This is a genomic window from Streptomyces sp. NPDC059398 (assembly GCF_042751845.1).
Taxonomy (GTDB): domain Bacteria; phylum Actinomycetota; class Actinomycetes; order Streptomycetales; family Streptomycetaceae; genus Streptomyces.
In genome coordinates, this window is the sequence record NZ_JBHYWP010000074.1 from 21,274 (window position 1) to 42,078 (window position 20,805).

A 20,805-nucleotide genomic window follows, 5' to 3' on the forward strand; every position below is an offset into this window, starting at 1 on the left:
CCGCCGCGCCGGCGGCGCTCCCCCCCGCGCCGCGGCCCCCGGCGGCGGCCCAGCCGGGCGCCCCGGCGCCGGCGGGGCGCCCGCCCCCCCCCGGGCCCCCCCCCCCCCGGCGCGCTACGGACGGAAGCGCAGCACGCTCGGGTCGTGGTCGCTGTTCTGGTCGGCGAACTCGGCGTTGATGTGGACGATGTCCAGCTGGTACCTCCGGACCGAGGGGCTCACCAGGATCTGGTCCAGGATCTGCGAGTTCCCCTCGTAGACGTAGGAGTACCGCTCGTTCGCCGGCAGTGAGTACGCCGTCGCCGAGAGTGCCTTCCCGGCGGTGAGGATCTTCGCGGTGTCGGAGAACTCGAAGTCGTTGAGGTCACCGAGGACCACGACCTCGGCGTCCTTCTGCGCCGAACGGATCTTCCTCACGAAGGTGTTCACGGCCTTGGCCTGCTCGTGCCTGGCCGTCTCGGAGCTGCGGGCGGGCGGCTGGTACTGCGAGTCGATCGCCTGGTCGCCGCCCTTCGACGAGAAGTGGTTGGCGACCAGGAAGACCTTCCTGCCGCGGAAGGTGAACTCCCCGGCGAGCGGCTTGCGGCTGTCCTTCCAGGCGGGGTTGGCGGGGTCGACCCGGCCGGGGGAGTAGGTCAGCGCCGCCTTGCCGCCCTGCGAGACGACACCGGTGGCGTTGGTCGCCGTACCGCCGGGGCGGCTGGTGAAGCCGACGCGGTCCGGGTTGTAGAGGAAGCCCTGGCGGATGTTGCCGCCCGGCTCCCCGCCGTCCGCCAGGTCGACCGGGTCGATGGAGCGCCACTGGTAGTGCGGGCCGCCCGCGGCGACGATCGCGTCGATGAACTTGCCGACCGTCACATCGGCCGCCACCACACCGTCGTTCTTGGCGCCGTCGTTGTCCTGCACCTCCTCGATGGCCACGATGTCGGGCGACGAGAGATGGTCCACGATCCCGGCGGCCAGCTTGTCGAACTTGCTCTGCGGGTCCGTCGGGTCCAGGTTCTCCACGTTGTACGTGGCGACCGCCAGCTCGTCCTTCCTCTGCTTGCGGGTGACCTCCGGCCTGGTCCGGCCGGTCTTGACGGTGCCCAGCTGCCGGGCGGCCACGGTGTACGTACCGGCGAACTGGTTGTAGTCCAGCGGGCCCTCGGTCGTACCGGTCAGCGAGTCCCCGACGTTCGCCGCCGGGAACGCCCCGGCGGACGCGGGGGCCAGCGACTGGACCATCAGCCGTCCGGTGTTCTGCGAGGAGTACCCGTTGTAGAGGGTGCCGCCGCGCGGTGTCGGGCGCTCGTCCGGCTTCACCGTGACCCACAGCTCGCCGTAGGAGTCGGTCGCGCCGGTCACCCGGGAGGTCCCGATCCGGACGTTCATGCCCTCCAGCGACTCGTAGCGGTCGAGTGCGTACCTGTCCGGCCGCAGTGTGAGGCCGTTGATGCTGCCGCCCGCCGCCCTGTCGCCCGTGGGGGCGAACGTGCCGGGTATGTCACGGGAGTCGATGACGGTCGCGGCGGGCAGCGCGTTGCCCGACGAGCCGACCGTGACGGTCGGCTTGCCGATCTCGGTGACCGACTGGTTCCCGGACGCCGCACCGCCCGGTACGTACTCGTCGACCGTGCCGGAGACCGTGACCGCGTCGCCCACCGCGACGGTCGGCACGGAGCTGGTGAAGACGAAGACACCCTCGCTGGTGGCGGGGTCGGAGTCCGGGTGCGGGTCCTGGAACCAGAAGCCCCTGGAGCCGGACGTCCGCACCCCGGTCACGATGCCGGGCACTCCGGTCACCGTCTTCCCGGCCAGCGTGGAGAGCCGGGTCCTGCCCTGGATGTCATGGATCCTGACGCCGGCCGCACCGGCCGACGCGGGGGTGACGGCGAGCAGACCGGCCGCAAGCGCCGCCGTGACGACGGCGGTCACGGCGGCCGGTTTTGTACGGGGGAATGCGGGAAGAGCGCGCATCTACAGAACTCCGGAGGTGAGGGTGGAGTGGAGCGGGGATACGTTCTACGCGCGTCAATCTCTTGTGTGCGGAGGGGAGTTGTCAAGGGTCACGAGGTGGACGAAGGCTGACGGGTACATGAACCAGGTGGCATGGGTCGAAATGCGTCTACGCTGGGGCGCCCGAACCGTATGCCCGAAGACCGCGCCCTGTCGCCGGTCGGTCTCAGTCCCGAGGAGAACCACCGATGTCCGGAGACCGCCCCACCCTGCCGCCGGTGCGGCTGAACTCCGAAGCGGAACTCGCACGTGACGCGCTGGCCGCGCCCCTCCTCACCCGGGCCGTACGGCTGGCCCGCTGGGCCGGTCCCGGCACGCGCGTCGGCGCGGGGGGCGAGCTGGTCGACGACCAGCTGCCCGCGGCCGCCGCCGAGCTCGGTCTCGGAGCGGACGAGGACGGCGCGGCTCTGGCGAGCGAGGCGTGGCGGCTCGCCGTCGACACCGGTCTCGTCGATGTCGAGGAGGCCGAGGACGAGAACGGCGAGGGGACGGCGGCCCCCGGTGAGCAGCTGGCCCTGATCACATCGGGCAGCCCCCAGGAGATCCTGGCGCTCTGGCTCGACGGTCTGGAGACCGTGCACGCCGACGCCATCGCCCCGCAGTTCGACGACTTCGCCGATCTGGTGGGCGACGACGGCGAGATCGACTTCGCGAAGCTGGAGTGGGACCCCGAGGCGGAGGCGGAGTTCCTCGACGGCGTTCTGGGCAACCTCTATCTGCTCACCGTGACGGAGACCGGCGCCGAGGACGCCCCGGTGCCGCTGCCCGCGCTGGCTGCCTCGATGATCGTCCCCGATGACATGGGGGAGCCCACGGACGACGTACTGGAGCAGGTGTCGGAGGCGATGATGCGCCTGGACGACCAGTTCAGCCTGCTCGAACCGATCGGTCTCGTCGAGTACCACCCGGTCGACGAGGCCCTGATGGCCGATGAGGCCGAGGCCGCGGAGGGGCCGGGGGCCCCGGAACGCCCCGTGGACGACGAGGACGTCTCCCGGTACGGCATGGTGCGGCTCACCCCGCTCGGTCTGTACGGGATCAGGGCCCGGATGCTGGAAGCGGGCCTGGACGCGCCCGCCGTCGGTGAGCTGGCGGACAAGGACGCGGGCGCCCTGCTCGACGCCCTCGCGCGCTTCCCGGAGTCAGCGGGCCGCGCCGAGACCGTACTGTGGCTCACCGGCCGTGAACCGGCCGCCGCAGCAAAGGAGTTGCTGTCGGCCGCGCGGGGCGCCGACCGGGGCGCGCCGCTGCGGCGGCTGCACTGTCAGCAGGCGCTCTCGCTGGTGGCCGACGAAGCGGCGGAGCAAGAGGTACGCGAGGTGCTCGACGACGCGGAGCTCGGCGGGCTCGCCCGGGTCTGGCTCGCCGAGCGGGGCGCGGCCGATGTGCCCGCGCCGCCGGAGTCGATGATCTTCTGGCTGGCCATCGACACGCTGGCCGCCCAGCTGGACGCGGACGGTGAGGTCGAGGAGCTCCAGGGGCTCGTGGAGGGACTGACCGGTCAGCACAGCGGCTTCTTCGACGCGGCTTGGCGGGTGGAGCACCCGGCGACGGCTGAGGTGCTGGAGGCGATGGGACGGCTGCACCCGGACCGTAAGGCGGCGAAGGACGCCCGCAAGGCGGCTTTCAAGGCCAGGTCCCGGGCCTGACGACGGCGACGGGTCAGGTGTCCCGGGCCTGACGGTGCCGGGGGCCCGGCAGGGCTGCCTGACAGTGTGCCGGGGCGGAGCGGGGCGTTCGTGGTGTGGGGCCGCGTTCGTGCGGCGGGGGGACCGTAGCGGTGCGGGGGTTCCCGGTGGTGCGGATGAGGCGTGCGGGTGCGGTGCCGCCGCGCCGGGGCGGTCCGGTGAGAGGCCGTGCCCCGGGCGGGGCGGCGGACCCGCCCGGGGACGCTCAAGTCCGCAGGTAGGAGGCTCCGTTGAGGTCGAGTACGGTGCCCGACGACCACTCGGCGGCCGGTGAGGCCAGCCAGAGCACCGCGGCCGCGATCTCGTCCGGCGACGCCACCCGGCCGAACGGGGACTGCGCCCGGATCGCCTCGCCCCCGGCGCCGCTCAGCCGGTCCGCCACCCGCTCGGTCTCGAAGAAGCCGGGCGCGACCGATGCCACCCCGATTCCGTACGGTGCGAGCGAGACGGCCAGCGACTGGCCGAGCGCGTGCACGGCCGCCTTGGTGGCGCCGTAGGCCGGATGGTCGGGCTCCCCGCGGAACGCGCCGCGCGAGCCGATGTTCACGATCCGGCCGCCGTTCCCCGCGTCGATCATGCGGCGTCCGGCGAGATGGCTGAGATGCGCGGTGGCGAGCAGATTGACGCCGACGTGCTGCTGCCAGACGGTCACCCACTCCTCGTACGGAGTCCCGGGCAGCGGATGGCGGACGTTCACGGCGGCGTTGTTCACCAGTACGTCGATGCCGCCGAGGCCGTCGGCCGCGCGCCCGGCGACCTCGGCGGCCACCACCGGGTCCGAGAGGTCGCCGCCGACGAGGACATGGCCGGACCCGGGGAGCGCGGCCAGCGTCTCCCGCGCGTCCTCCTCCCGGGTGCCGAAGTGCACGGCCACCCGGTCTCCGTTGGCGGCGAAAGCACGGGCGACCGCGCGGCCCAGGCCGCGGGAGGCACCAGTGATGAGGACACGACGACCGGTTGCGGGGAATTCCATGCCCTGATCATCGCAGGGAATACCTGTTCGGAAAATCCCGGCCTCCAGCGTCCCACGGCGGGACAGACATGGCGTGAGGCGGTCTCGCGGGCGCATACTGAGCGCAATGACTAAGTCAGCCGGTTCCCGGCGCCACCTGCCCTCCAGTCCCTTCAACCGCCCGGCCCAGGCCGCCGCACCCATCGAGATCTTCGATGTGGGCGACCGTGTTTCGCATGATCAGTTCGGGCTCGGAAGAGTCATCGGAATCGAGGGCGACAATGACGCTGTGCTCATCGACTTCTCCGGGCGTCAGGGGAGGATCCTCAGCCCTTACGCCAAGCTGACCAAGCTCTGAGCCCGGCGGGGACGGCGAGCGCGGCGAGGGCGACCCGGCGGGGCAGCCGTGGACCGGCCGCCGGAACCTGCTGTCAGGGCGGTGTGCGGTGACCCGGAGCCATGCCAGGTCACCGCTCCGTTGACATCGCGGGTGACACCGCGGGGCCGGCCGCCCGGTGTGCCGGGCGGCCAGGACGACAGTGACGGAGACATCCCGGTCCGCGAGGAGCAGCTGATGCCGAAGCCGATGCGGGCCGATGCGCGCCGCAATTACGAACGCCTCCTGAAGGAGGCGGCCCTGGCCTTCACCGAACGCGGCGTGGACGCCTCCCTGGACGACATCGCGAAGCGCGCGGGCGTCGGCTCCGGCACGCTCTACCGTCACTTCCCCACGCGACAGGATCTCCTCGGCGAGGTGTACGCCGACAGCATCGCCGAACTCGCGGACCAGGCAGCCGAGTTCGGCGCGTCGGACCGGACGCCGGGTGCGGCGCTGGCGGAGTGGCTGCAGAAGCTGGCGGAGCAGCTGATCCGTCTGCGGGGCCTCAAGGCGCTGCTCAGCGCCGCGATGGCCGACGGCAGTACACCGGTCGTCTCGGACTGCGGCGGCCGGCTGGGCGGTGCGGCGGGCGATCTGCTCAGGGCCGCACAGCAGTCGGGCGCCGCGCGCGCCGACCTGGAGCCCGCGGAGATGCTGCGGCTGACGCATGCGGTGGCCTGTGCGGCCGAGATCGGCGCGGACGGTGCGCCCGATGTGCGCCGCTATCTCACGCTGCTGATCGAGGGGATCGGCGGCGAGGACCGGCAGGCGATGTCCCGGTGAGCGGAACGGGCACGGTGGACGGCGGACCCGATGAGCTGCCCGGGGTCACGGCCGGGGCCGGGGGTACGGCCGGGAGCGTGGAGGGGACGGCGGACGGGGCCGGATCGGAGGAGTGCGACCGCAGGGTGCTGTGCCGGATGTGCGGCCGGCCGCTGACCGGCCCGGCCTCACGGCGCGCCGGGCTCGGCCCGGCCTGCGACGCGAAACTGCACCCGGCGCGGCCGGACATCCGGACACGCCGGCACGGGGTGGATCAGGATCCGATCCCCGGACTGGAGTGAGACACCGGCTGGTACATCCGGCTGGCTGTGCCTGGGCGGCGCACCTCTGTGGCAGGTCGCGGCAGGCTGTAGTGGCGCAGGCTGTGATTGCTCAGGCGGTAGTGGCTCGGACCGTGGCGGTTCAGGCCGCGGGCTCGATGCCGCCCTGTATCGCGGCGGCCCATTCGAGCAGCAGGACTTCGTAGTCCTCCGATGGCCACTCGCCGTCCGTCGTCTGGGCATCGACGAGCCTGCGGATGGCGTCGTTGGCCTGCGAGGCGGAAGGGGTGGTGGACATACGAACAAGGCTACGGCCTGCCACTGACAGTTAACCCTCATCTGCACGTGGTATCGGTCACGTGTTCCGTATAAGGGCGTGTTGTCCGTCACTCATACCCGGCGGCAGGGGGTTCGACGGCCTTAACGGGCCTTTATGAGGACGGAGTTCGGGACTGCGGGGTTGCCCTCGCGCGGTGCGACCCGGCTCACTCCGGCCCGTGCGCGCCCGCCCCGGCAGATGCCCCCTGCGGCGCGCCGTACGCCACGGTTTCGAGCCGTGCGCGGCCGTCCCGTACCGCTTTGCCGAGCGTGAGGCTGCCGTCGCCGACCGCGATGCAGGTGGTGGCGTCCAGGGTCAGCCGGGCGTCGGGGCGCTCGGCCGGACCGTCGCCGTAGAGCGGCTCGCCGCCGTCGGTGCGGACATGGAACACACCCTCGTCCATCCGGACCTCCACCACCCCGGGACCGAGTCCGAGCCCCGGCAGATGCCGGGCCAGCGGAATGGCGAACCAGTGCGCGCGCAGGGCGTCCGTCGGCCGCCGCTCGGCCAGCGCGGGCGCGCCCCAGTCGGCGAGCGCGGTGAGGACGGGCAGCAGCCCCGCACCCCGTGCGGTGAGCTCGTACACGGAGGCGGGTGCGGGCGGCGGCAGCCTGCGCCGGGTCGCGAGCCCCTCGCGCTCCATGTCCTTGAGCCGGGAGGCGAGCACGTCGGTGCTCACACCCGGCAGGTCGGCGTGGAGGTCGGTGTAGCGGCGCGGGCCCGCCAGGAGTTCGCGGACGATCAGCAGGGTCCAGCGGTCCCCGACGGCGTCGAGCGCGCGGGCGGCTGCGCAGTACTGGTCGTAACTTCGGCGTGGCATGCACCGCAGTCTAGACAGAAAGTTGGACTTTCCAAGCTGCCACTTGGTAAAACCAAGTGAAGCAAGTGAGACCTGGGAGGGCCACGGCATGGAGTTCCGTCAGTCGAACAAACTGAGTGACGTCTGCTACGAGATCCGGGGCCCGGTGATCGACCATGCCAACGCACTGGAAGAGGCCGGGCACAGCGTGCTGCGGCTGAACACCGGCAATCCGGCCCTCTTCGGTTTCGAGGCGCCCGAGGAGATCGTCCAGGACATGATCCGGATGCTGCCCCGGGCGCACGGCTACACCGACTCGCGCGGCATCCTCTCGGCCCGGCGGGCCGTCGCCCAGCGCTATCAGGCGCTCGGGATGCCCGAGGTCACCGTCGACGACGTCTTCCTCGGCAACGGTGTCTCCGAGCTGATCTCGATGGCGGTCCAGGCGCTCCTGGAGGACGGGGACGAGATTCTGGTCCCCGCGCCCGACTATCCGCTCTGGACGGCCGTCACCACGCTGGCCGGCGGGCGGGCGGTGCACTATCTCTGCGACGAGTCGGCCGAGTGGTACCCGGACCTCGGCGACATGGCGTCGAAGATCACCGACCGCACCAGGGCGGTGGTGATCATCAACCCCAACAACCCCACCGGCGCGGTCTATCCGCCCGAGATCATCAAGGGCATCCTCGATCTCGCCCGCCGCCACGGACTGATGGTCTTCGCGGACGAGATCTACGACCAGATCGTCTACGACGACGCCGTCCATCACTCGGCCGCGGCCCTCGCACCCGACCTGGTGGTCCTCACCTTCAGCGGTCTGTCCAAGTCGTACCGTGTCGCGGGCTTCCGGTCCGGCTGGCTGGTCGTCTCCGGACCCAAGCAGCACGCGAAGAGCTATCTGGAGGGGCTGACGATGCTCGCCTCCATGCGGCTGTGCGCCAACGCCCCCGCCCAGTACGCCATCCAGGCCGCACTGGGCGGGCGCCAGTCCATCAGGGATCTGACGGTGCCGGGCGGCCGGCTGCACGAGCAGCGCGACCGGGCGTGGGAGAGGCTCAACGAGATCCCGGGCGTCTCCTGTGTGAAGCCGAAGGGCGCGCTCTACGCCTTTCCCCGGCTGGACCCGGAGGTCCACCGGATCCATGACGACGAGCAGTTCGTCCTGGACCTGCTGCTCCGCGAGAAGATCCAGGTGGTGCAGGGCACCGGCTTCAACTGGCCGCGCCCCGACCACTTCCGGATCCTGACGCTGCCGCACGCCGACGATCTGGACGCGGCGATCAGCCGCATCGGGCGCTTCCTGGCCGGCTACCGCCAGTGACGTCCGGCCGGGCTGCCGCCCTCCGGTGCCCGGCCCGCCGCCCTACAGCGCCTGCGCCGCGGGCTTGACCATGCCCCGGACCGTACGGGACTTCACGAAGTCGCCCACCGCCGTCATCTCCCACTCGCCGGAGAACTGCCTGATCAGCTTGGCCATCAGCACCCCGGTCTGCGCCTCGGTGCGGGTCAGGTCGAAGCGGACCAGCTCCTCCCCGCTCGCCGCGTCGATCAGCCGGCAGTACGCCTTGGAGACCTCGGTGAACTTCTGGCCGGTGAAGGAGTTGACCGTGAAGAACAGGGCGGTGGCCTCGGCGGGGACCTTGCCGAGGTCGACCACGATCACCTCGTCGTCGCCCGCGCCCTCGCCCGTGAGGTTGTCACCGGAGTGCTTGACCGCACCGTCGAGGATCGAGAGCTTGCCGAAGTAGCAGCTGTCGAGGTGGTTGCGCTGCGGGCCGAAGGCCATGACCGAGGCATCGAGGTCGATGTCCTTGCCGCGGAAGGCCGGCTCCCAGCCGAGGCCCATCTTCACCCGGGACAGCAGCGGCTTGCCGCCCTTGACCAGGGAGACCGTCTGGTTCTTCTGGAGGCTGACCCGGCCCTTGTCCAGGTTGATCCGGCCGGAGCCCGCGGGCGGGGTCGGCGGCGCGGCGGCGGGCGGAGCCGCGACGGCGACCCGGGGATCCACCGGCGGTGCGGACGGCATCGGCGGGGCGGGCGGGGCCGCTGGGGCCGCCGCGGGGGCGGGCGCGACAGGTGGCGCCGACGGGGCCGCCGGTACGGGCGGTGCGGCTGGGGCGGGCTCCTCGACCGACACGCCGAAGTCCGTCGCGATACCGGCCAGTCCGTTCGCGTACCCCTGGCCGACGGCGCGCACCTTCCACGCGCCGTTGCGGAGGTAGATCTCCACGATGACCAGTGCGGTCTCGGTGCCCAGCCGGGGCGGGGTGAAGGTGGCGAGGACGCTGCCGTCGTCCGTGGAGCGGACGGTGGCCGTCGGTTCGATGCCCTCGAACGTCTGGCCCGCCGCGTCCGGGCTCGCGGTGATCACGATCTTGTCGATGCCCGCGGGGACGGCGGCCGTGTCCACCACGATCGCGTCCGGCGCGGAGCCGCCGCCGGAGCGGTGGCCGACACCGGGCCCCGACGGCTGGTTGTAGAAGATGAAGTCATCGTCCGAGCGCACCTTGCCGTCGGCGGTGAGCAGCAGGCCCGACACGTCGAGCCGCACCGGAGCCGCCACGTCCACCGCGACGCGGGGGAGCGGGAGCGGGATGTTCGAGCCTGGGGTCATTGCGGTCATGTCCGGAGGAACGAGCGGCGGAGCTTTACGGTTCCTTGAAACTTTCCCGGGACGATGAAGCCACTTCTACCGCCCGTACGCTCGCCGCCCGTAAGCCCGTTCACCCCGCGCCCGCTCCCACGCAAGCGCACCCGCCACCCGTGTCTCCGGCACCCGGTCACTTCCCGGGCAGCACCACGATCTTCCGCCCGATGCCCGCCTTGAAGCGGTCGAGCGCCGCCGGGTAGCTCTCCAGCGGCAGCCGGTCGCTGATGAAGACCCCGGGGTCGAGCACCCCGGCGGCGAACAGCTCGGCCGCCCGCTCGTAGCTGTGCAGCACCGCCATCGAGCCGGTGATCGTGATCTCCTGGTTGTAGATCTTGTACGGGTCGATCGTCGCCCGTGTCGCGTAGTCGGCAACACCGAACTGCAGATACGTCCCGGCCTTCGCCACCCGCCCCAGGGCGTCCTGGATGGCCGCCGCGTTGCCGGTCGCGTCGATGACGACGTCCCAGCCCCGGCCGGCCCGCTCCAGCTCGTCCGCGCCGCTCGCCGCCGATGAGCAGCCCAGGCCGCGGGCGGTGGCCAGCCGTTCCTCGTTGATGTCGACCATGTCCACGCTGGCCGCGCCGGTCCGCTTGGCCAGCTCCAGCATCATCAGCCCCATCGTCCCCGATCCGTAGATCAGCACATGCGAGCCGAGCCTGCTGTTGAGCACGTCGTAACCGCGTACCGCGCAGGACAGCGGCTCGATCAGCGCCGCGTCCTCGGTCCTCACATGGTCCGGCAGTTTCACGCAGTTGGCGGCCGGCGCCACCGCGTACTCGGCCGCGCCGCCCGCGGTGGTCACCCCGATCGCCGCCCACTTCTCGCACATGTTGTTGTGCCCGATACGGCAGTAGCGGCATTCGAAGCAGTACAGGGACGGGTCGACGGCCACCCGGTCGCCCGCGGCCAGCGAGGTGACGTCGGAGCCCAGCGCCACGACCGTGCCGGCGAACTCATGGCCGGGCACCACCGGCAGGGTGGGCGCGAACTCGCCCTGGAGGATGTGCAGATCGGTCCCGCACAGCCCGCAGGCGGCCACTTCGACGATCACGTCGCGCGGTCCGGGGGTGGGGTCGGGCACATCCCCGTACACGACCTTGCCGACGGATTCGACGATGGCTGCCTTCATTTCACGGCTCCGAGCGAAAGGCCCTGGACCAGCTTGTCCTGGGCGGCGAACCCCGCGGCGAGCACCGGCAGGGAGACAACGAGCGACGCGGCGCACACCTTCGCCAGGAACAGGCCCTGGCTGGTGATGAAGCCGGTCAGGAAGACGGGCGCGGTCTCGGCGACGACACCCGTGAGCACCCGGGCGAAGAGCAGCTCGTTCCAGCTGAAGATGAAGCAGATCAGCGCGGTGGCCGCGATCCCGGGCGCGGAGATCGGCGCGACGATCCGGGAGAGGACCACCGGCAGTCTCGCGCCGTCCACCCGCGCCGCCTCGATGACCGCCACCGGCACCTCGGCGAGGAACGACTGCATCATCCACACCGCGATCGGCAGGTTCATCGAGGTGTAGAGGATGACCAGCATCCAGATGTTGTCGAGCATCCCGGTGTTCTTGGCGAACAGATAGATCGGCAGCAGCCCGGCGACCACCGGGAGCATCTTCGTGGAGAGGAAGAAGAAGAGGACGTCCGTCCACTTCTTCACCGGCCGGATGGAGAGCGCGTACGCGGCCGGCAGCGCCAGCACCAGCACACAGAGGGTCGAGACGATGGAGGCCACCGCGGAGTTGGCCAGTGCGGGCCAGGGGCTCGCGCCGCCGCCCGCGCCGAAGAAGTCGCGGTAGCCGTCCAGGGTGAGCGAGGCGGCGAGCGACGGCGGGTTGGTGGCCGCGTCGGTCTCCGCGTGGAAGGAGGTCAGCGCCATCCAGGCGATCGGCAGGAAGAAGAGGATCCCGGCCAGCCAGGCCGCCAGGCCGAGCAGGGTGCCCCCGGTGCGGGCGGCGCCCCGGGGCGCCGCCGTGTCTGCGGACTTCATGCGCGTGATGCCTCCTCGCTGAAGAGGGACGAGACCACGCGGAGCGCGAAGGTCGCGATGATGATCGTGCCGATGACGACGAGGACCCCGGCGGCGGACGCTAGTCCGTTCTCGTGCGCCTGGTAGAAGGCCTGGTAGACGGTGTACGGCAGGTTGGCGGTGCCCAGACCGCCCGAGGTGATGGTGAAGACGGCGTCGAAGTTCTGCACGATGTAGATCGAGCCGAGCAGCGCCCCCAGTTCCAGGTAGCGGCGCAGATGCGGCAGGGTCAGATGGCGGAAGATCTGCCAGTTGCCCGCGCCGTCGATCCGCGCGGCCTCGATCAGCTCCGGTGAGCGGCTCTGCAGACCGGCCAGCAGGATCAGCATCATGAACGGAGTCCACTGCCAGATCAGCGCCGCCTCGACCGCGAGCAGCGGGGTGTTCGACACCCAGTCGGGCTGTGGCGCGCCCCCGCCGCCCACCCAGTGCAGCAGCCCGTTGAAGAGCCCGTACTCGGGGTTGTAGAGCACATGCTTCCAGAGCAGCGCGGCCGCCACGGGGACCAGCAGGAACGGCGCGATGAGCAGCGTACGGACGAATCCCCGGCCCTTGAAGCGGCGGTCGAGGAGCAGGGCGAGTCCGAGTCCGAGCACCAGGCTGACGAGGACCACCGCGACGGTCAGCACCACCGTGGTGAGGACCGACTTGCGCAGGTCCGGATCGGTGAGTACGTCGGAGTAGTTGGCGAACCCGGTGAAGTGCCTGGCCTTCGGGTAGAGCGCGTTCCAGTTGAAGAAGGAGATGACCACCGTCGCCACGAAGGGCAGCTGGGTGACGACGATCATGAAGATCAGGGCGGGCAGCAGCGGTGCCCGGGTGGCCCAGGCGCGCAGCCGGTTGCCCGGCGGGGGTGTCGGGCCGGGAGGGGACACCGCGCGTGGTGCGGTGGGAGCGGTGGTCGCTGTCATCGTCCCTCGTACTCCTTCGCGATCTTCGCAGCGAGCCGCTGGGATGCGGCGATGGCCGAATCGACGGACTGGCGCCCGGCGATGGCCGCGCTGATCTCCTGGGAGACCTTGGTGCCGAGGTCCGTGAACTCGGGGATGCCGACGAACTGGATACCGGGTGCGGGGCGCGGCTGGATCCCGGGGTTGTCGGGCTTGGCGCCCTTGATGGCGTTGAGCGTGACGTCCCCGAAGGCGGCGGACGCCTTCCGGTACGCGGGGTCGGCGTAGGTGGAGGCGCGCTTGCCCGCCGGGGCGTCCGACCAGCCGCTCACCTTCCCGACCAGCTCCTCGTACTGCTTGCTGGACGCCCAGGAGATGAACTTCCAGGCCTTGTCAGGGTTGCGGGACGTCTTCTGGATGCCCCAGGCCCAGGTGTAGAGCCACCCGGAGCTGTCCGTCTTCTCGACCGGCGCGGGTACATAGCCGATCTTGCCCTTGACCGGGGACTTGGCCGACTCCAGCGAACCGGCGGCGGATGTCGCGTCGTACCACATGGCGGTCTTGGACTGGGTGAGGTCGTTGAGGCACTCGGCGAACCCGGACTGCGCGGCCCCGGACTCGCCGTGCTCGCGTACCAGCTTCACGTAGAAGCCGACGGCCTGTCTGAAGGCGGGGGAGTCGAGCCTGGCCTTCCAGTTCTTGTCGAACCAGGTGCCGCCGAAGGTGTTGACCACCGTCGTCAGCGGGGCGGCCAGCTCGCCCCAGCCGGGCAGGCCGCGCAGACAGATGCCCTTCATCCCCGCCTTCGCTCCGTCCGCCTTCGCGGCGAGCGAGGCCACCTGCTGCCAGGTGGGGTGGGCCGGCATGGTCAGATGCTTCTGGGCGAAGACGTCCTTGCGGTACATCAGCATGGACGACTCGCCGTAGAAGGGCTCACCGTAGAGCTTCTTGTCGTCCCCGGTGAGCGACTGCCGCAGCGCGGGCAGGATGTCCTTCTGGTCGAAGGCGGTGTCCTTGGCCGCGTACCGGCCGAGGTCGTGCAGCCAGCCGTTCCTGGCGTAGATCGGGATCTCGTAGTTGGAGAGCGTCGCGACGTCGTACTGGCCCGCCTGGTTGGCGAAGTCCTGGCTGATCTTGTCCCGTACGTCGTTCTCGGGCAGCACGGTGAAGTTCACCTTGATGCCCGTCTCACGGGTGAAGTGGGCCGCGGTGAGCTTCTGCAACTCCGTCATCTGCGGGTTGTTGACCATCAGCACATTGATCGAGTTCCCGCCGGACCCGCTTCCTCCGGCGCCGGTCCAGCAGCCGGACAGGCTGATGAGCAGCGCCCCCGATGCGGCCAGCGCGAGCAGTGCGCGCGGCCTCCGTCGGCTCGGGCTTCGCATGGATCGCTCCTCGTGGTGGTTGGGGGTTTCCGGAACGGCGGGCGGCCGGGCGGCTCAGACCCGGATGACCTGCGGTCCCAGCAGGGAGTAGCGGTGCGCCTCGGGGGCGGGCAGCAGGGTGCTGGTGACGATGGTCTCGAAGTCGCTGACGCCGGCGAACCGGCAGAAGCTCGACGCACCGAACTTGGTGTGGTTCCCGGCGAACACCCGGCGCCTGGCGGCCCTGACCGCCTGCGACTTGACCTCGCCGACCGCCGGGTCGGGTGTGGTCAGACCGTGTTCGCGGGAGATCCCGTTGGCGCCGATGAAGGCCAGGTCGATGACGAAGCCGGAGAGCATCCGGGTCGTCCAGTGGTCGACGGTGGCCAGCGTGCCCGGCCGCAGCCGGCCGCCGAGCAGCAGGACCGTCGTCCGCTCGGCGAGCGCCAGCGCCCCGGCGGTCACCAGGGAGGCGGTGACCACGGTCAGCGGACGGTCGTGCGGCAGGCACTCGGCGATCAGCTGCGGGGTGAACCCCTCGTCGATGAAGACCGTTTCGGCGTCCCCGAGCAGCTGGGCCGCGGCCTCGGCGATCCGGCGCTTCTCCGGCACATGCATCGTCGTACGGAAGTCCAGTGTGGTCTCGAAGCCCGCGCTCTCCACCGGGTAGGCGCCCCCGTGCGTACGCCGGACCAGCCCGTGGTCCTCCAGTGCGCGCAGATCACGGCGGACGGTCTCCTTGGCCACGCCGAGCCGCGCGGACAGCTCGGTGACATCGACCGAGCCCGTCGTGCGGGCGGCCCGGACGATCTCCCGGCGGCGCTCCTCCGCGCTCACTGACACTGGAACTCCTCGGCTTCCGTTGGCTGTGTGGAGAGTTGTACAGCCGTCCGGATGGTGTGAACAGGGCAGGAACGGTCTTGATCATGACCGTTCCTGCCCGTTTCCGGCAGCGTCGGCACCGGCCCGACCTGGTGCGGTGTGCCCGTCCGGGCATGACAAAGGCCCGTCCGGCGTACCGGACGGGCCCGTTCACTGCCCGGATGCGGGCGCCCGAGTGCGGGGACCGGGCGGAGGCCGGTCAGTGCGGCCAGATCGGCGGGTCGGTGAGGAACGGTCCGCCGAGGTGGGAGTGGGCCGGGTCCCGCGGGTCGAGTTCGCCCTGTTCGGCGATGAGCCGCGCCGCGTACGGCTCGGAGTCGTCCTGCGGTTCGTATCCCAGGGCCCGCGCCGACGAGAGGTCCCACCAGATACGGGTGTTGGCAGACGAGCCGTAGACCACCGAGTGGCCGACGCCGTCGGCGGTCAGCGCGGCGTGGAAGAGCCGCGCGCCGTCCCGGGGGCTCATCCAGACCGACAGCATCCGTACCGAGACCGGCTCGGCGAAGCAGGAGCCGATCCGCACGGACACGGTCTCCTGGCCGAACTTGTCCCAGTACAGCTGGGCCAGGTCCTCGCCGAAACACTTGGAGAGCCCGTAGTACGTGTCCGGCCTGCGCGGGGTGTCGATGGGGATCAACGAGTCCGGGGCGGCGGGGACTTGGGGCCCGGGGCTCGGGGTGTAGCCCACCGCGTGGTTGGAGGAGGCGAAGACGATCCGTCCGGTGCCCGCCTCGCGGGCCGCCTCGTAGAGGTTGTACGTGCCCTCGATGTTGGCCCGGAGGATCTTGTCGAAGGACGACTCCAGGGAGATGCCGGCGAGATGGATGACGGCGTCGACGCCCCGTACCGCCTCGCGCAGCGCCTCCCTGTCGGCCAGGTCCGCGGTGATCGCGGAGGGTTCGCCCTCGACCGGTACGGCGTCGAAGAGACGCAGTTCGTATCCGTACGCGGGCAGCAGGTCCCGCATCAGGGTGCCGAGCCCTCCGGCGGCTCCGGTGAGCAGGACGGTGCGGGGAGCGGGCATGGGCGGGTCTCTCCTCGGTGCGTCGGATCAGTGCGTCGGATCGGTACGTCGGACGGGACGGCCACGGCCCGCGGTGGCGGACCGGTCGCGGGGGTCCTGTACGTATTCAGGAGTGGCTGGAATTCACATGTATGGACAAACTAAGGAGCCCTGCCGGGACCGTCAAGTGTGTCGCGCGGAGCTGCGGATTCTGGTTCTGTGGTGGGGTTTCCCGTCTTGACCGCCCTCGTCCTGCTGGCTTAGCGTGGCGGAGTTCAGAGATATAGACACTGATCAGAATGGTGCACGGGGATCGGAACTGTGCACGACTGGACGACCCAGGGAGCGCCCGTGTCCTCAGCCCCGCTCGCCGGCCGGCTCGACGGTCTGCTGTTCTTCCCCGTGACCCCCTACGGGCCGGACGGCGCCGTCGACCTCGATGCCCTCCGCGCGCATGTGCGCAACGGCATCGACGCCGGAGCGGCCGCGGTCTTCGCCTGCTGCGGCACGGGCGAGTTCCACGCGCTCGGCCTGGCGGAGTACGGCGCGGCGGTCGCCGCCGCGGCCGAGGTGAGCGCGGGCCGGGTGCCCGTCGTCGCCGGTGTGGGGTACGGCACCGCCCTCGCCGTCCAGTTCGCGAGGACCGCGCAGGAGGCGGGCGCCGACGGGCTGCTCGCCATGCCGCCGTATCTGGTCAGCGCGGGCCAGGAGGGCCTGGTACGCCACTACACCGCGCTCGCGGCGGCCACCGCGCTCGACGTCATCGTCTACCAGCGGGACAACGCGGTCTTCACCCCCGCGACAGTGGTGGCCCTCGCCCAGGTCGACGGGATCATCGGGCTCAAGGACGGGTACGGCGACCTCGATCTGATGCAGCGCACCATCAGCGCGGTCCGCACCGAACTGCCCGGCCGTGACTTCCTCTACTTCAACGGGCTGCCCACCGCCGAACTCACCGCGCTCTCCTACCGCGCCATCGGCGTCACCCTCTACTCGTCCGCCGCCTTCTGCTTCGCCCCCGACATCGCCCTCGCCTTCTACCGCGCCCTGCGCTCCGGCGACGACACGACCGTGAACCGGCTGCTCGACACCTTCTACCGGCCGCTCGTCGAGCTGCGCAACCAGCGGCCCGGGTACGCGGTGTCGCTGGTCAAGGCGGGGGTGCGGCTCGGCGGCCTGGAGGTCGGGGAGGTCCGCCCGCCGCTCGGTGAGCCGTCCCCCGGGCACATCGCGCAGCTCTCCGCCGTCATCGAGCGGGGCCGGGCAGCGCTGGCCGTCCCGGCGGGCGCTGCGAGGCCGGGGGAGCGGGCATGAGGACCTCGGCCTTCCTCTATCCCTGGGACGTCGTCGGTGACCCGGAAGCCCCGGCCCGTATCGCGGACCTCGGCGTCCAGCAGACCACGCTCGCCTCCGCCTACCACTCCACCCGCGCCCTGACCCCGCGCCACCCCGGCCACCGGATCGTCACCGCGGAGCACGCGTCCGTTCTCTACCCGCCGTCCCCGGAGCGGTGGGCCGGGCGGGAGCTGCGCCCCTACCCGGCCGGGTCCTGGGCGCCTGCCCCCGATCCGTACGGGGAGGCAGCCGCCGCGCTGACCGCGGCCGGTCTCCAGGTCCACACCTGGGTGGTCCTCGCGCACAACTCCCGGCTGGGCGCCGAGCATCCACGGACCTCTGTGGTCAACGCCTATGGGGACCGCTACCCCTGGGCCCCCTGCATCGCCCAGCCCGCCACCCGCGCCTACCTCACCGACCTGGCCGTGGAGGCAGCGGTGCGGCCCGGGTCGCACGGCACCGAACTGGAGTCGCTCGGCTGGTACGGGCTCGCCCATCTGCACGCCCACGACAAGATCGCCGGAGTGGGCCTCGGCGACGCGGGCCAGTATCTGATGTCGCTCTGCTTCTGCCCCGACTGCGCGGCCGGATACGGCGGACTCGGCCTGGACGCCGACGAGTTGGGTGCGACCGTACGCCGGGCGCTGGAGCCGGGGTGGTCCGGCGCACCGGCCGGCGCCGGGGGCGCCGCGATCGGGGAGCTGCTCGGGACGGACACCGCGGCGGCCGTCCTCCAGTGGCGCACCAGGACCGCCAGGACGCTCCAGGAGCAGACCGTCGCCGCGGTGCGGGCCGCGGCCCCGCCGGGCTTCCAGGTGCTGCTGCACGCCGACCCGGCCGCCCACCACTGCGGGGCCAACGCGGGAGTCGACCCCGAGCACATCCTCGGCGTCGCCGACGGTGTGGTCGTGCCCTGCACCAGTGGGCCCGCGCTGCTCGCCCCCTTCGCGGTGCACCGCACCGACCGCACGGTGCTCGCCGCCAACCTCACCGTCGTCTCCGGCATGGGCGGCAGTCCGGGCACCCTGGCGGATGACGCGGCCCGCGCCGCCGGACTCGGCGCGACCGAACTGCGGCTTTACCACGCCGGACTGGCGTCCGACGCCGATCTCGCGCTCGTACGGGCCGCGCTGTCCTGACCCCCGGACGTACGAGGGCCGATGCGGCGGCCGGGGGTGCCCGCCACGAGCGGCGGCGGCAGCGCCGGCGCATCGCGGGAGGCGGCCGTTCCCCGGCTACCGGGCGGGCCCCGGGCCGCCGCGCTCCGGCCGGCGGCGCAGCCTCGCGTCCTCGATCGCGGGGGGTGCGGCCGCGTAGTTGTCCGCCGGGTCCAGATCGGTCCCGGGCGGGACGATCTCGTCGATACGGTCGAGGACCTCGTCCGGAAGATCGAAACCAGCGGCGGGGAGCAGCCCGTCCAGCTGCTCCTGGGTACGGGGGCCGATCAGCACCGAGCTGACCGCCGGGTGCGCACGGACGAAGGCGACCGCGAGCTGCGGCAGCGTCATCCCCGCCTCGTCGGCGAGCACGGTGAGCTCCGCGAGCGCGGCGGACTTCAGCCGGCCGGCCGGGGTGGACGCATCGTAGGCCGATGGCAGGGCGGAGGACATCAGCCTGGCCCGGTGGGTCGACGGCAGATCCGCGCGCCCGGAGAGCCAGCCGCTGTTCAGCGGACTGAAGGTGAGCACACCCATCCCGTGGCGCTGGGCGGTCGGCAGCACGGCCGCCTCCGGCCTGCGGGTGAAGACGGAGTACATGGGCTGCTCGGTGAGGAAGCGGTGGGTGCCCCGGCGCTCCGCCGTCCACTGGGCCTCGACCATCATCTCCGCCGGGAACATGGACGAGCCGAACGCCCGGATCTTGCCCGCCTGTACGAGGTCGGACAGTGCGGAGAGCGTCTCGCCGATCCCGGTCGCGTGGTCGGGCCGGTGGATCTGGTAGAGGTCGATGTGGTCGGTACCGAGCCTGCGGAGGCTGTCCTCGACCGCACGGACGATCCACCTCCGCGAACCGCCCCGCAGATTGGGGTCCTCGCCCATCGGCCGTCCGAACTTGGTCGCGATGACAAGGCCGTCCCTGCGGCCCGCGACGGCCTTGCCGACGATCTCCTCGGACTCGCCCCTGGAGTACACGTCCGCCGTGTCGATGACATTGATTCCGGCATCGAGCGCGGAGTGGATGATACGGATCGCGTCCCGGTGGTCCGCGTTGCCCAGACTCCCGAACATCATCGCGCCGAGCGTGAGTTCGCTGACGGACATTCCGGTCGATCCGAGGGTCCTGCGCTTCATTACGTCATGCCTCCGGCGGCTTCGTCATGCAGATTCCTGCCAGCCCATCACGCGGTTCCGCCCGCCCGGTAGACGTATCCCGCCACCCGCTTGCACGATCCTGCCGACTCTGCTCTTATCGCGCCATGACAGACGACACGGCGCCGCCCACCGGGTCCGCCCCGCGGGCCGCGGAGCTTCTCGCCGAGCTGCGGACGCTGATCGTGCGCCACGCCGGTGGCAGACCGGTGCGGAAGACATGGGTTCTGGACGGTGTGGCCCTCACCTGCGCGAACCGGCCCACGCTCCCGGTGAGCGCGATGTCGGAGCCGTCGCTCGCGGTGGTCGCCCGGGGTGTCAAGCGCACGGTCCTGAACGGTGTCCCCCACGACTACCGCGCCGGGCAGTATCTCGTCGTCCCGGTCGAACTGCCGGTCACCGGCCAGGCGTTGGAGGCCACGGATGACGAGCCCTTCGCCGTCTTCAGCATGACGCTGGACCCGATGGCGATCGCACCGCTGCTCCTGGAGACCCCCGGCACCGCGAAGCCGCCCCTCTCGCCGGGCCTCGTGGTCAGCGACGCCACGTCCGAACTGCTCGATCCGGTCGTCCGGCTGCTGCGTCTGCTGGGGCGCCCCGACGACCTCCGGGTCCTCGCGCCCGGTATCCAGCGGGAGATCCTGTGGCGCCTGATCACCGGTGACCAGGGCGCGCTGGTCCGGCAGATCGGCCTGGCCAACAGTTCCATCGCCCGGGTCTCCCGTACGATCCGCTGGATCCGCCGGCACTACGACGAACCCCTGCGCGTCGCGGACCTCGCGGAGCTGGCCCATATGAGCCCGTCGGCCTTCCACCGGCACTTCCGCGCCGCGACCTCGATGACCCCGGTCCAGTTCCAGAGGCAGATCCGGCTGCGGGAGGCGCACGCCCTGCTCATGGCAGGACCGGTGGAGGTCGCGGAGACCGGCCACCGGGTCGGCTACGGAAGCCCGTCGCAGTTCAGCCGCGAATACCGCAAGGAGTTCGGCGCACCGCCCGGCCGGCACGCGGCCCGGCACACGGCACCGGGCCCGCCGCCCCGGACCGGGCCGACGGACCTCACCCCCGCTCCTCGATCCGGCCCCGGGGGCGGGCATGCGGGGTGCGGCGCGGGCTGCTGGGGGGCGGCCCCCCCCGCGCGCCCCCACCACATATCTGCGGGGGGGCACGCC

20 protein-coding genes are annotated in these 20,805 nt (G+C 71.4%); 8 read left to right on the forward strand and 12 right to left on the reverse strand.

Translation table 11 applies throughout. From position 1 onward, the window contains the following. Window positions 1-114 precede the first annotated feature (114 nt). Window positions 115-1,959, reverse strand: a complete 1,845-nt coding sequence (locus tag ACFXBC_RS24070; protein WP_385028045.1) for an endonuclease/exonuclease/phosphatase family protein — start codon at window positions 1,957-1,959, stop codon at window positions 115-117. Window positions 1,960-2,186: 227 nt separating this feature from the next. On the opposite strand from ACFXBC_RS24070, the gene ACFXBC_RS24075 reads away from it, so the two are divergent. Beyond that, a complete protein-coding gene (locus ACFXBC_RS24075) occupies window positions 2,187-3,647 on the forward strand; it encodes a hypothetical protein (RefSeq protein WP_385028048.1) in 1,461 nt (486 codons plus the stop codon). A 244-nt stretch (window positions 3,648-3,891) separates the two neighbouring features. Here ACFXBC_RS24075 and ACFXBC_RS24080 read toward each other — a convergent pair whose 3' ends face one another. Next, window positions 3,892-4,659 (reverse strand): SDR family NAD(P)-dependent oxidoreductase, encoded by a 768-nt coding sequence (locus tag ACFXBC_RS24080; protein WP_385028051.1) that lies wholly within the window; start codon window positions 4,657-4,659, stop codon window positions 3,892-3,894. A 106-nt stretch (window positions 4,660-4,765) separates the two neighbouring features. Here ACFXBC_RS24080 and ACFXBC_RS24085 point away from each other — a divergent pair, with 106 nt between their 5' ends. The 3 genes from ACFXBC_RS24085 (at window position 4,766) to ACFXBC_RS24095 (ending at window position 6,081) form a co-directional block, all read left to right on the forward strand. Beyond that, entirely contained in the window at window positions 4,766-4,996 is a 231-nt protein-coding gene (locus ACFXBC_RS24085) for a CarD family transcriptional regulator (protein WP_164267523.1), read from the forward strand. 216 nt (window positions 4,997-5,212) lie between these two features. Continuing rightward, window positions 5,213-5,800 carry a TetR/AcrR family transcriptional regulator gene (locus ACFXBC_RS24090; RefSeq protein WP_385028055.1) on the forward strand — a complete coding sequence of 196 codons (588 nt, stop codon included), beginning with the start codon at window positions 5,213-5,215 and terminating at the stop codon, window positions 5,798-5,800. 77 nt (window positions 5,801-5,877) lie between these two features. Next, window positions 5,878-6,081 (forward strand): DUF6011 domain-containing protein, encoded by a 204-nt coding sequence (locus tag ACFXBC_RS24095; protein WP_385028097.1) that lies wholly within the window; start codon window positions 5,878-5,880, stop codon window positions 6,079-6,081. A gap of 121 nt (window positions 6,082-6,202) precedes the next feature. On the opposite strand, the gene ACFXBC_RS24100 is transcribed toward ACFXBC_RS24095, so the two are convergent. Together ACFXBC_RS24100 and ACFXBC_RS24105 are read right to left on the reverse strand one after the other, a co-directional pair. After that, window positions 6,203-6,358 carry a hypothetical protein gene (locus tag ACFXBC_RS24100; protein ID WP_203600932.1) on the reverse strand — a complete coding sequence of 52 codons (156 nt, stop codon included), beginning with the start codon at window positions 6,356-6,358 and terminating at the stop codon, window positions 6,203-6,205. Window positions 6,359-6,545: 187 nt separating this feature from the next. Further along, window positions 6,546-7,199: a winged helix-turn-helix transcriptional regulator gene (locus tag ACFXBC_RS24105; RefSeq protein WP_385028058.1), complete on the reverse strand. Its 654-nt coding sequence runs from the start codon at window positions 7,197-7,199 to the stop codon at window positions 6,546-6,548. 88 nt (window positions 7,200-7,287) lie between these two features. On the opposite strand from ACFXBC_RS24105, the gene ACFXBC_RS24110 reads away from it, so the two are divergent. Next, window positions 7,288-8,499, forward strand: a complete 1,212-nt coding sequence (locus ACFXBC_RS24110; protein ID WP_385028061.1) for a pyridoxal phosphate-dependent aminotransferase — start codon at window positions 7,288-7,290, stop codon at window positions 8,497-8,499. Between the two features lie 42 nt (window positions 8,500-8,541). Here the strand turns inward: ACFXBC_RS24110 and ACFXBC_RS24115 are convergent, their stop codons facing one another. The 7 genes from ACFXBC_RS24115 to ACFXBC_RS24145 form a co-directional block, all read right to left on the reverse strand. Beyond that, on the reverse strand, window positions 8,542-9,801 hold the full coding sequence (locus ACFXBC_RS24115; RefSeq protein WP_385028064.1) for a TerD family protein: 1,260 nt from the start codon (window positions 9,799-9,801) through the stop codon (window positions 8,542-8,544). Between the two features lie 157 nt (window positions 9,802-9,958). After that, entirely contained in the window at window positions 9,959-10,957 is a 999-nt protein-coding gene (locus tag ACFXBC_RS24120) for a zinc-dependent alcohol dehydrogenase family protein (protein WP_385028067.1), read from the reverse strand. Next, a complete protein-coding gene (locus tag ACFXBC_RS24125) occupies window positions 10,954-11,811 on the reverse strand; it encodes a carbohydrate ABC transporter permease (RefSeq protein WP_385028070.1) in 858 nt (285 codons plus the stop codon). The genes ACFXBC_RS24120 and ACFXBC_RS24125 overlap by 4 nt, the downstream gene beginning before the upstream one ends. Then, on the reverse strand, window positions 11,808-12,761 hold the full coding sequence (locus ACFXBC_RS24130; protein WP_385028072.1) for a carbohydrate ABC transporter permease: 954 nt from the start codon (window positions 12,759-12,761) through the stop codon (window positions 11,808-11,810). The genes ACFXBC_RS24125 and ACFXBC_RS24130 overlap by 4 nt, the downstream gene beginning before the upstream one ends. Continuing rightward, complete coding sequence (locus ACFXBC_RS24135) at window positions 12,758-14,125, reverse strand: ABC transporter substrate-binding protein (RefSeq protein WP_385028075.1); 1,368 nt, start codon at window positions 14,123-14,125, stop codon at window positions 12,758-12,760. Before ACFXBC_RS24135 ends, ACFXBC_RS24130 begins: the two co-directional genes overlap by 4 nt. A gap of 54 nt (window positions 14,126-14,179) precedes the next feature. After that, complete coding sequence (locus ACFXBC_RS24140; RefSeq protein WP_385028078.1) at window positions 14,180-14,947, reverse strand: DeoR/GlpR family DNA-binding transcription regulator; 768 nt, start codon at window positions 14,945-14,947, stop codon at window positions 14,180-14,182. 238 nt (window positions 14,948-15,185) lie between these two features. Continuing rightward, window positions 15,186-16,010 carry an NAD-dependent epimerase/dehydratase family protein gene (locus ACFXBC_RS24145; protein WP_385028080.1) on the reverse strand — a complete coding sequence of 275 codons (825 nt, stop codon included), beginning with the start codon at window positions 16,008-16,010 and terminating at the stop codon, window positions 15,186-15,188. Window positions 16,011-16,340: 330 nt separating this feature from the next. On the opposite strand from ACFXBC_RS24145, the gene ACFXBC_RS24150 reads away from it, so the two are divergent. Both ACFXBC_RS24150 and ACFXBC_RS24155 read left to right on the forward strand, forming a co-directional pair. Continuing rightward, entirely contained in the window at window positions 16,341-17,303 is a 963-nt protein-coding gene (locus tag ACFXBC_RS24150) for a 5-dehydro-4-deoxyglucarate dehydratase (protein WP_385028083.1), read from the forward strand. Beyond that, window positions 17,300-18,463 (forward strand): hypothetical protein, encoded by a 1,164-nt coding sequence (locus tag ACFXBC_RS24155; RefSeq protein ID WP_385028086.1) that lies wholly within the window; start codon window positions 17,300-17,302, stop codon window positions 18,461-18,463. The genes ACFXBC_RS24150 and ACFXBC_RS24155 overlap by 4 nt, the downstream gene beginning before the upstream one ends. Before the next feature lie 96 nt (window positions 18,464-18,559). On the opposite strand, the gene ACFXBC_RS24160 is transcribed toward ACFXBC_RS24155, so the two are convergent. Beyond that, window positions 18,560-19,615, reverse strand: coding sequence for an aldo/keto reductase (locus ACFXBC_RS24160; protein WP_385028089.1), 1,056 nt, complete (start codon window positions 19,613-19,615; stop codon window positions 18,560-18,562). Window positions 19,616-19,740: 125 nt separating this feature from the next. Here ACFXBC_RS24160 and ACFXBC_RS24165 point away from each other — a divergent pair. Next, the coding region (locus tag ACFXBC_RS24165; protein ID WP_385028092.1) for an AraC family transcriptional regulator N-terminal domain-containing protein at window positions 19,741-20,805 on the forward strand (1,065 nt) is incomplete at its 3' end.

Bases quoted from the DNA above. Each gene is read 5' to 3' on its own strand.
- ACFXBC_RS24145 (WP_385028080.1), bottom strand. From the start codon at position 16,010: ATGCCCGCTCCCCGCACCGTCCTGCTCACCGGAGCCGCCGGAGGGCTC.
- ACFXBC_RS24100 (WP_203600932.1), bottom strand. From the start codon at position 6,358: ATGTCCACCACCCCTTCCGCCTCGCAGGCCAACGACGCCATCCGCAGG.
- ACFXBC_RS24070 (WP_385028045.1), bottom strand. From the start codon at position 1,959: ATGCGCGCTCTTCCCGCATTCCCCCGTACAAAACCGGCCGCCGTGACC.
- ACFXBC_RS24130 (WP_385028072.1), bottom strand. From the start codon at position 12,761: ATGACAGCGACCACCGCTCCCACCGCACCACGCGCGGTGTCCCCTCCC.
- ACFXBC_RS24075 (WP_385028048.1), top strand. From the start codon at position 2,187: ATGTCCGGAGACCGCCCCACCCTGCCGCCGGTGCGGCTGAACTCCGAA.
- ACFXBC_RS24085 (WP_164267523.1), top strand. From the start codon at position 4,766: ATGACTAAGTCAGCCGGTTCCCGGCGCCACCTGCCCTCCAGTCCCTTC.
- ACFXBC_RS24110 (WP_385028061.1), top strand. From the start codon at position 7,288: ATGGAGTTCCGTCAGTCGAACAAACTGAGTGACGTCTGCTACGAGATC.
- ACFXBC_RS24105 (WP_385028058.1), bottom strand. From the start codon at position 7,199: ATGCCACGCCGAAGTTACGACCAGTACTGCGCAGCCGCCCGCGCGCTC.
- ACFXBC_RS24135 (WP_385028075.1), bottom strand. From the start codon at position 14,125: ATGCGAAGCCCGAGCCGACGGAGGCCGCGCGCACTGCTCGCGCTGGCC.
- ACFXBC_RS24090 (WP_385028055.1), top strand. From the start codon at position 5,213: ATGCCGAAGCCGATGCGGGCCGATGCGCGCCGCAATTACGAACGCCTC.
- ACFXBC_RS24160 (WP_385028089.1), bottom strand. From the start codon at position 19,615: ATGAAGCGCAGGACCCTCGGATCGACCGGAATGTCCGTCAGCGAACTC.
- ACFXBC_RS24125 (WP_385028070.1), bottom strand. From the start codon at position 11,811: ATGAAGTCCGCAGACACGGCGGCGCCCCGGGGCGCCGCCCGCACCGGG.
- ACFXBC_RS24120 (WP_385028067.1), bottom strand. From the start codon at position 10,957: ATGAAGGCAGCCATCGTCGAATCCGTCGGCAAGGTCGTGTACGGGGAT.
- ACFXBC_RS24115 (WP_385028064.1), bottom strand. From the start codon at position 9,801: ATGACCGCAATGACCCCAGGCTCGAACATCCCGCTCCCGCTCCCCCGC.
- ACFXBC_RS24080 (WP_385028051.1), bottom strand. From the start codon at position 4,659: ATGGAATTCCCCGCAACCGGTCGTCGTGTCCTCATCACTGGTGCCTCC.
- ACFXBC_RS24155 (WP_385028086.1), top strand. From the start codon at position 17,300: ATGAGGACCTCGGCCTTCCTCTATCCCTGGGACGTCGTCGGTGACCCG.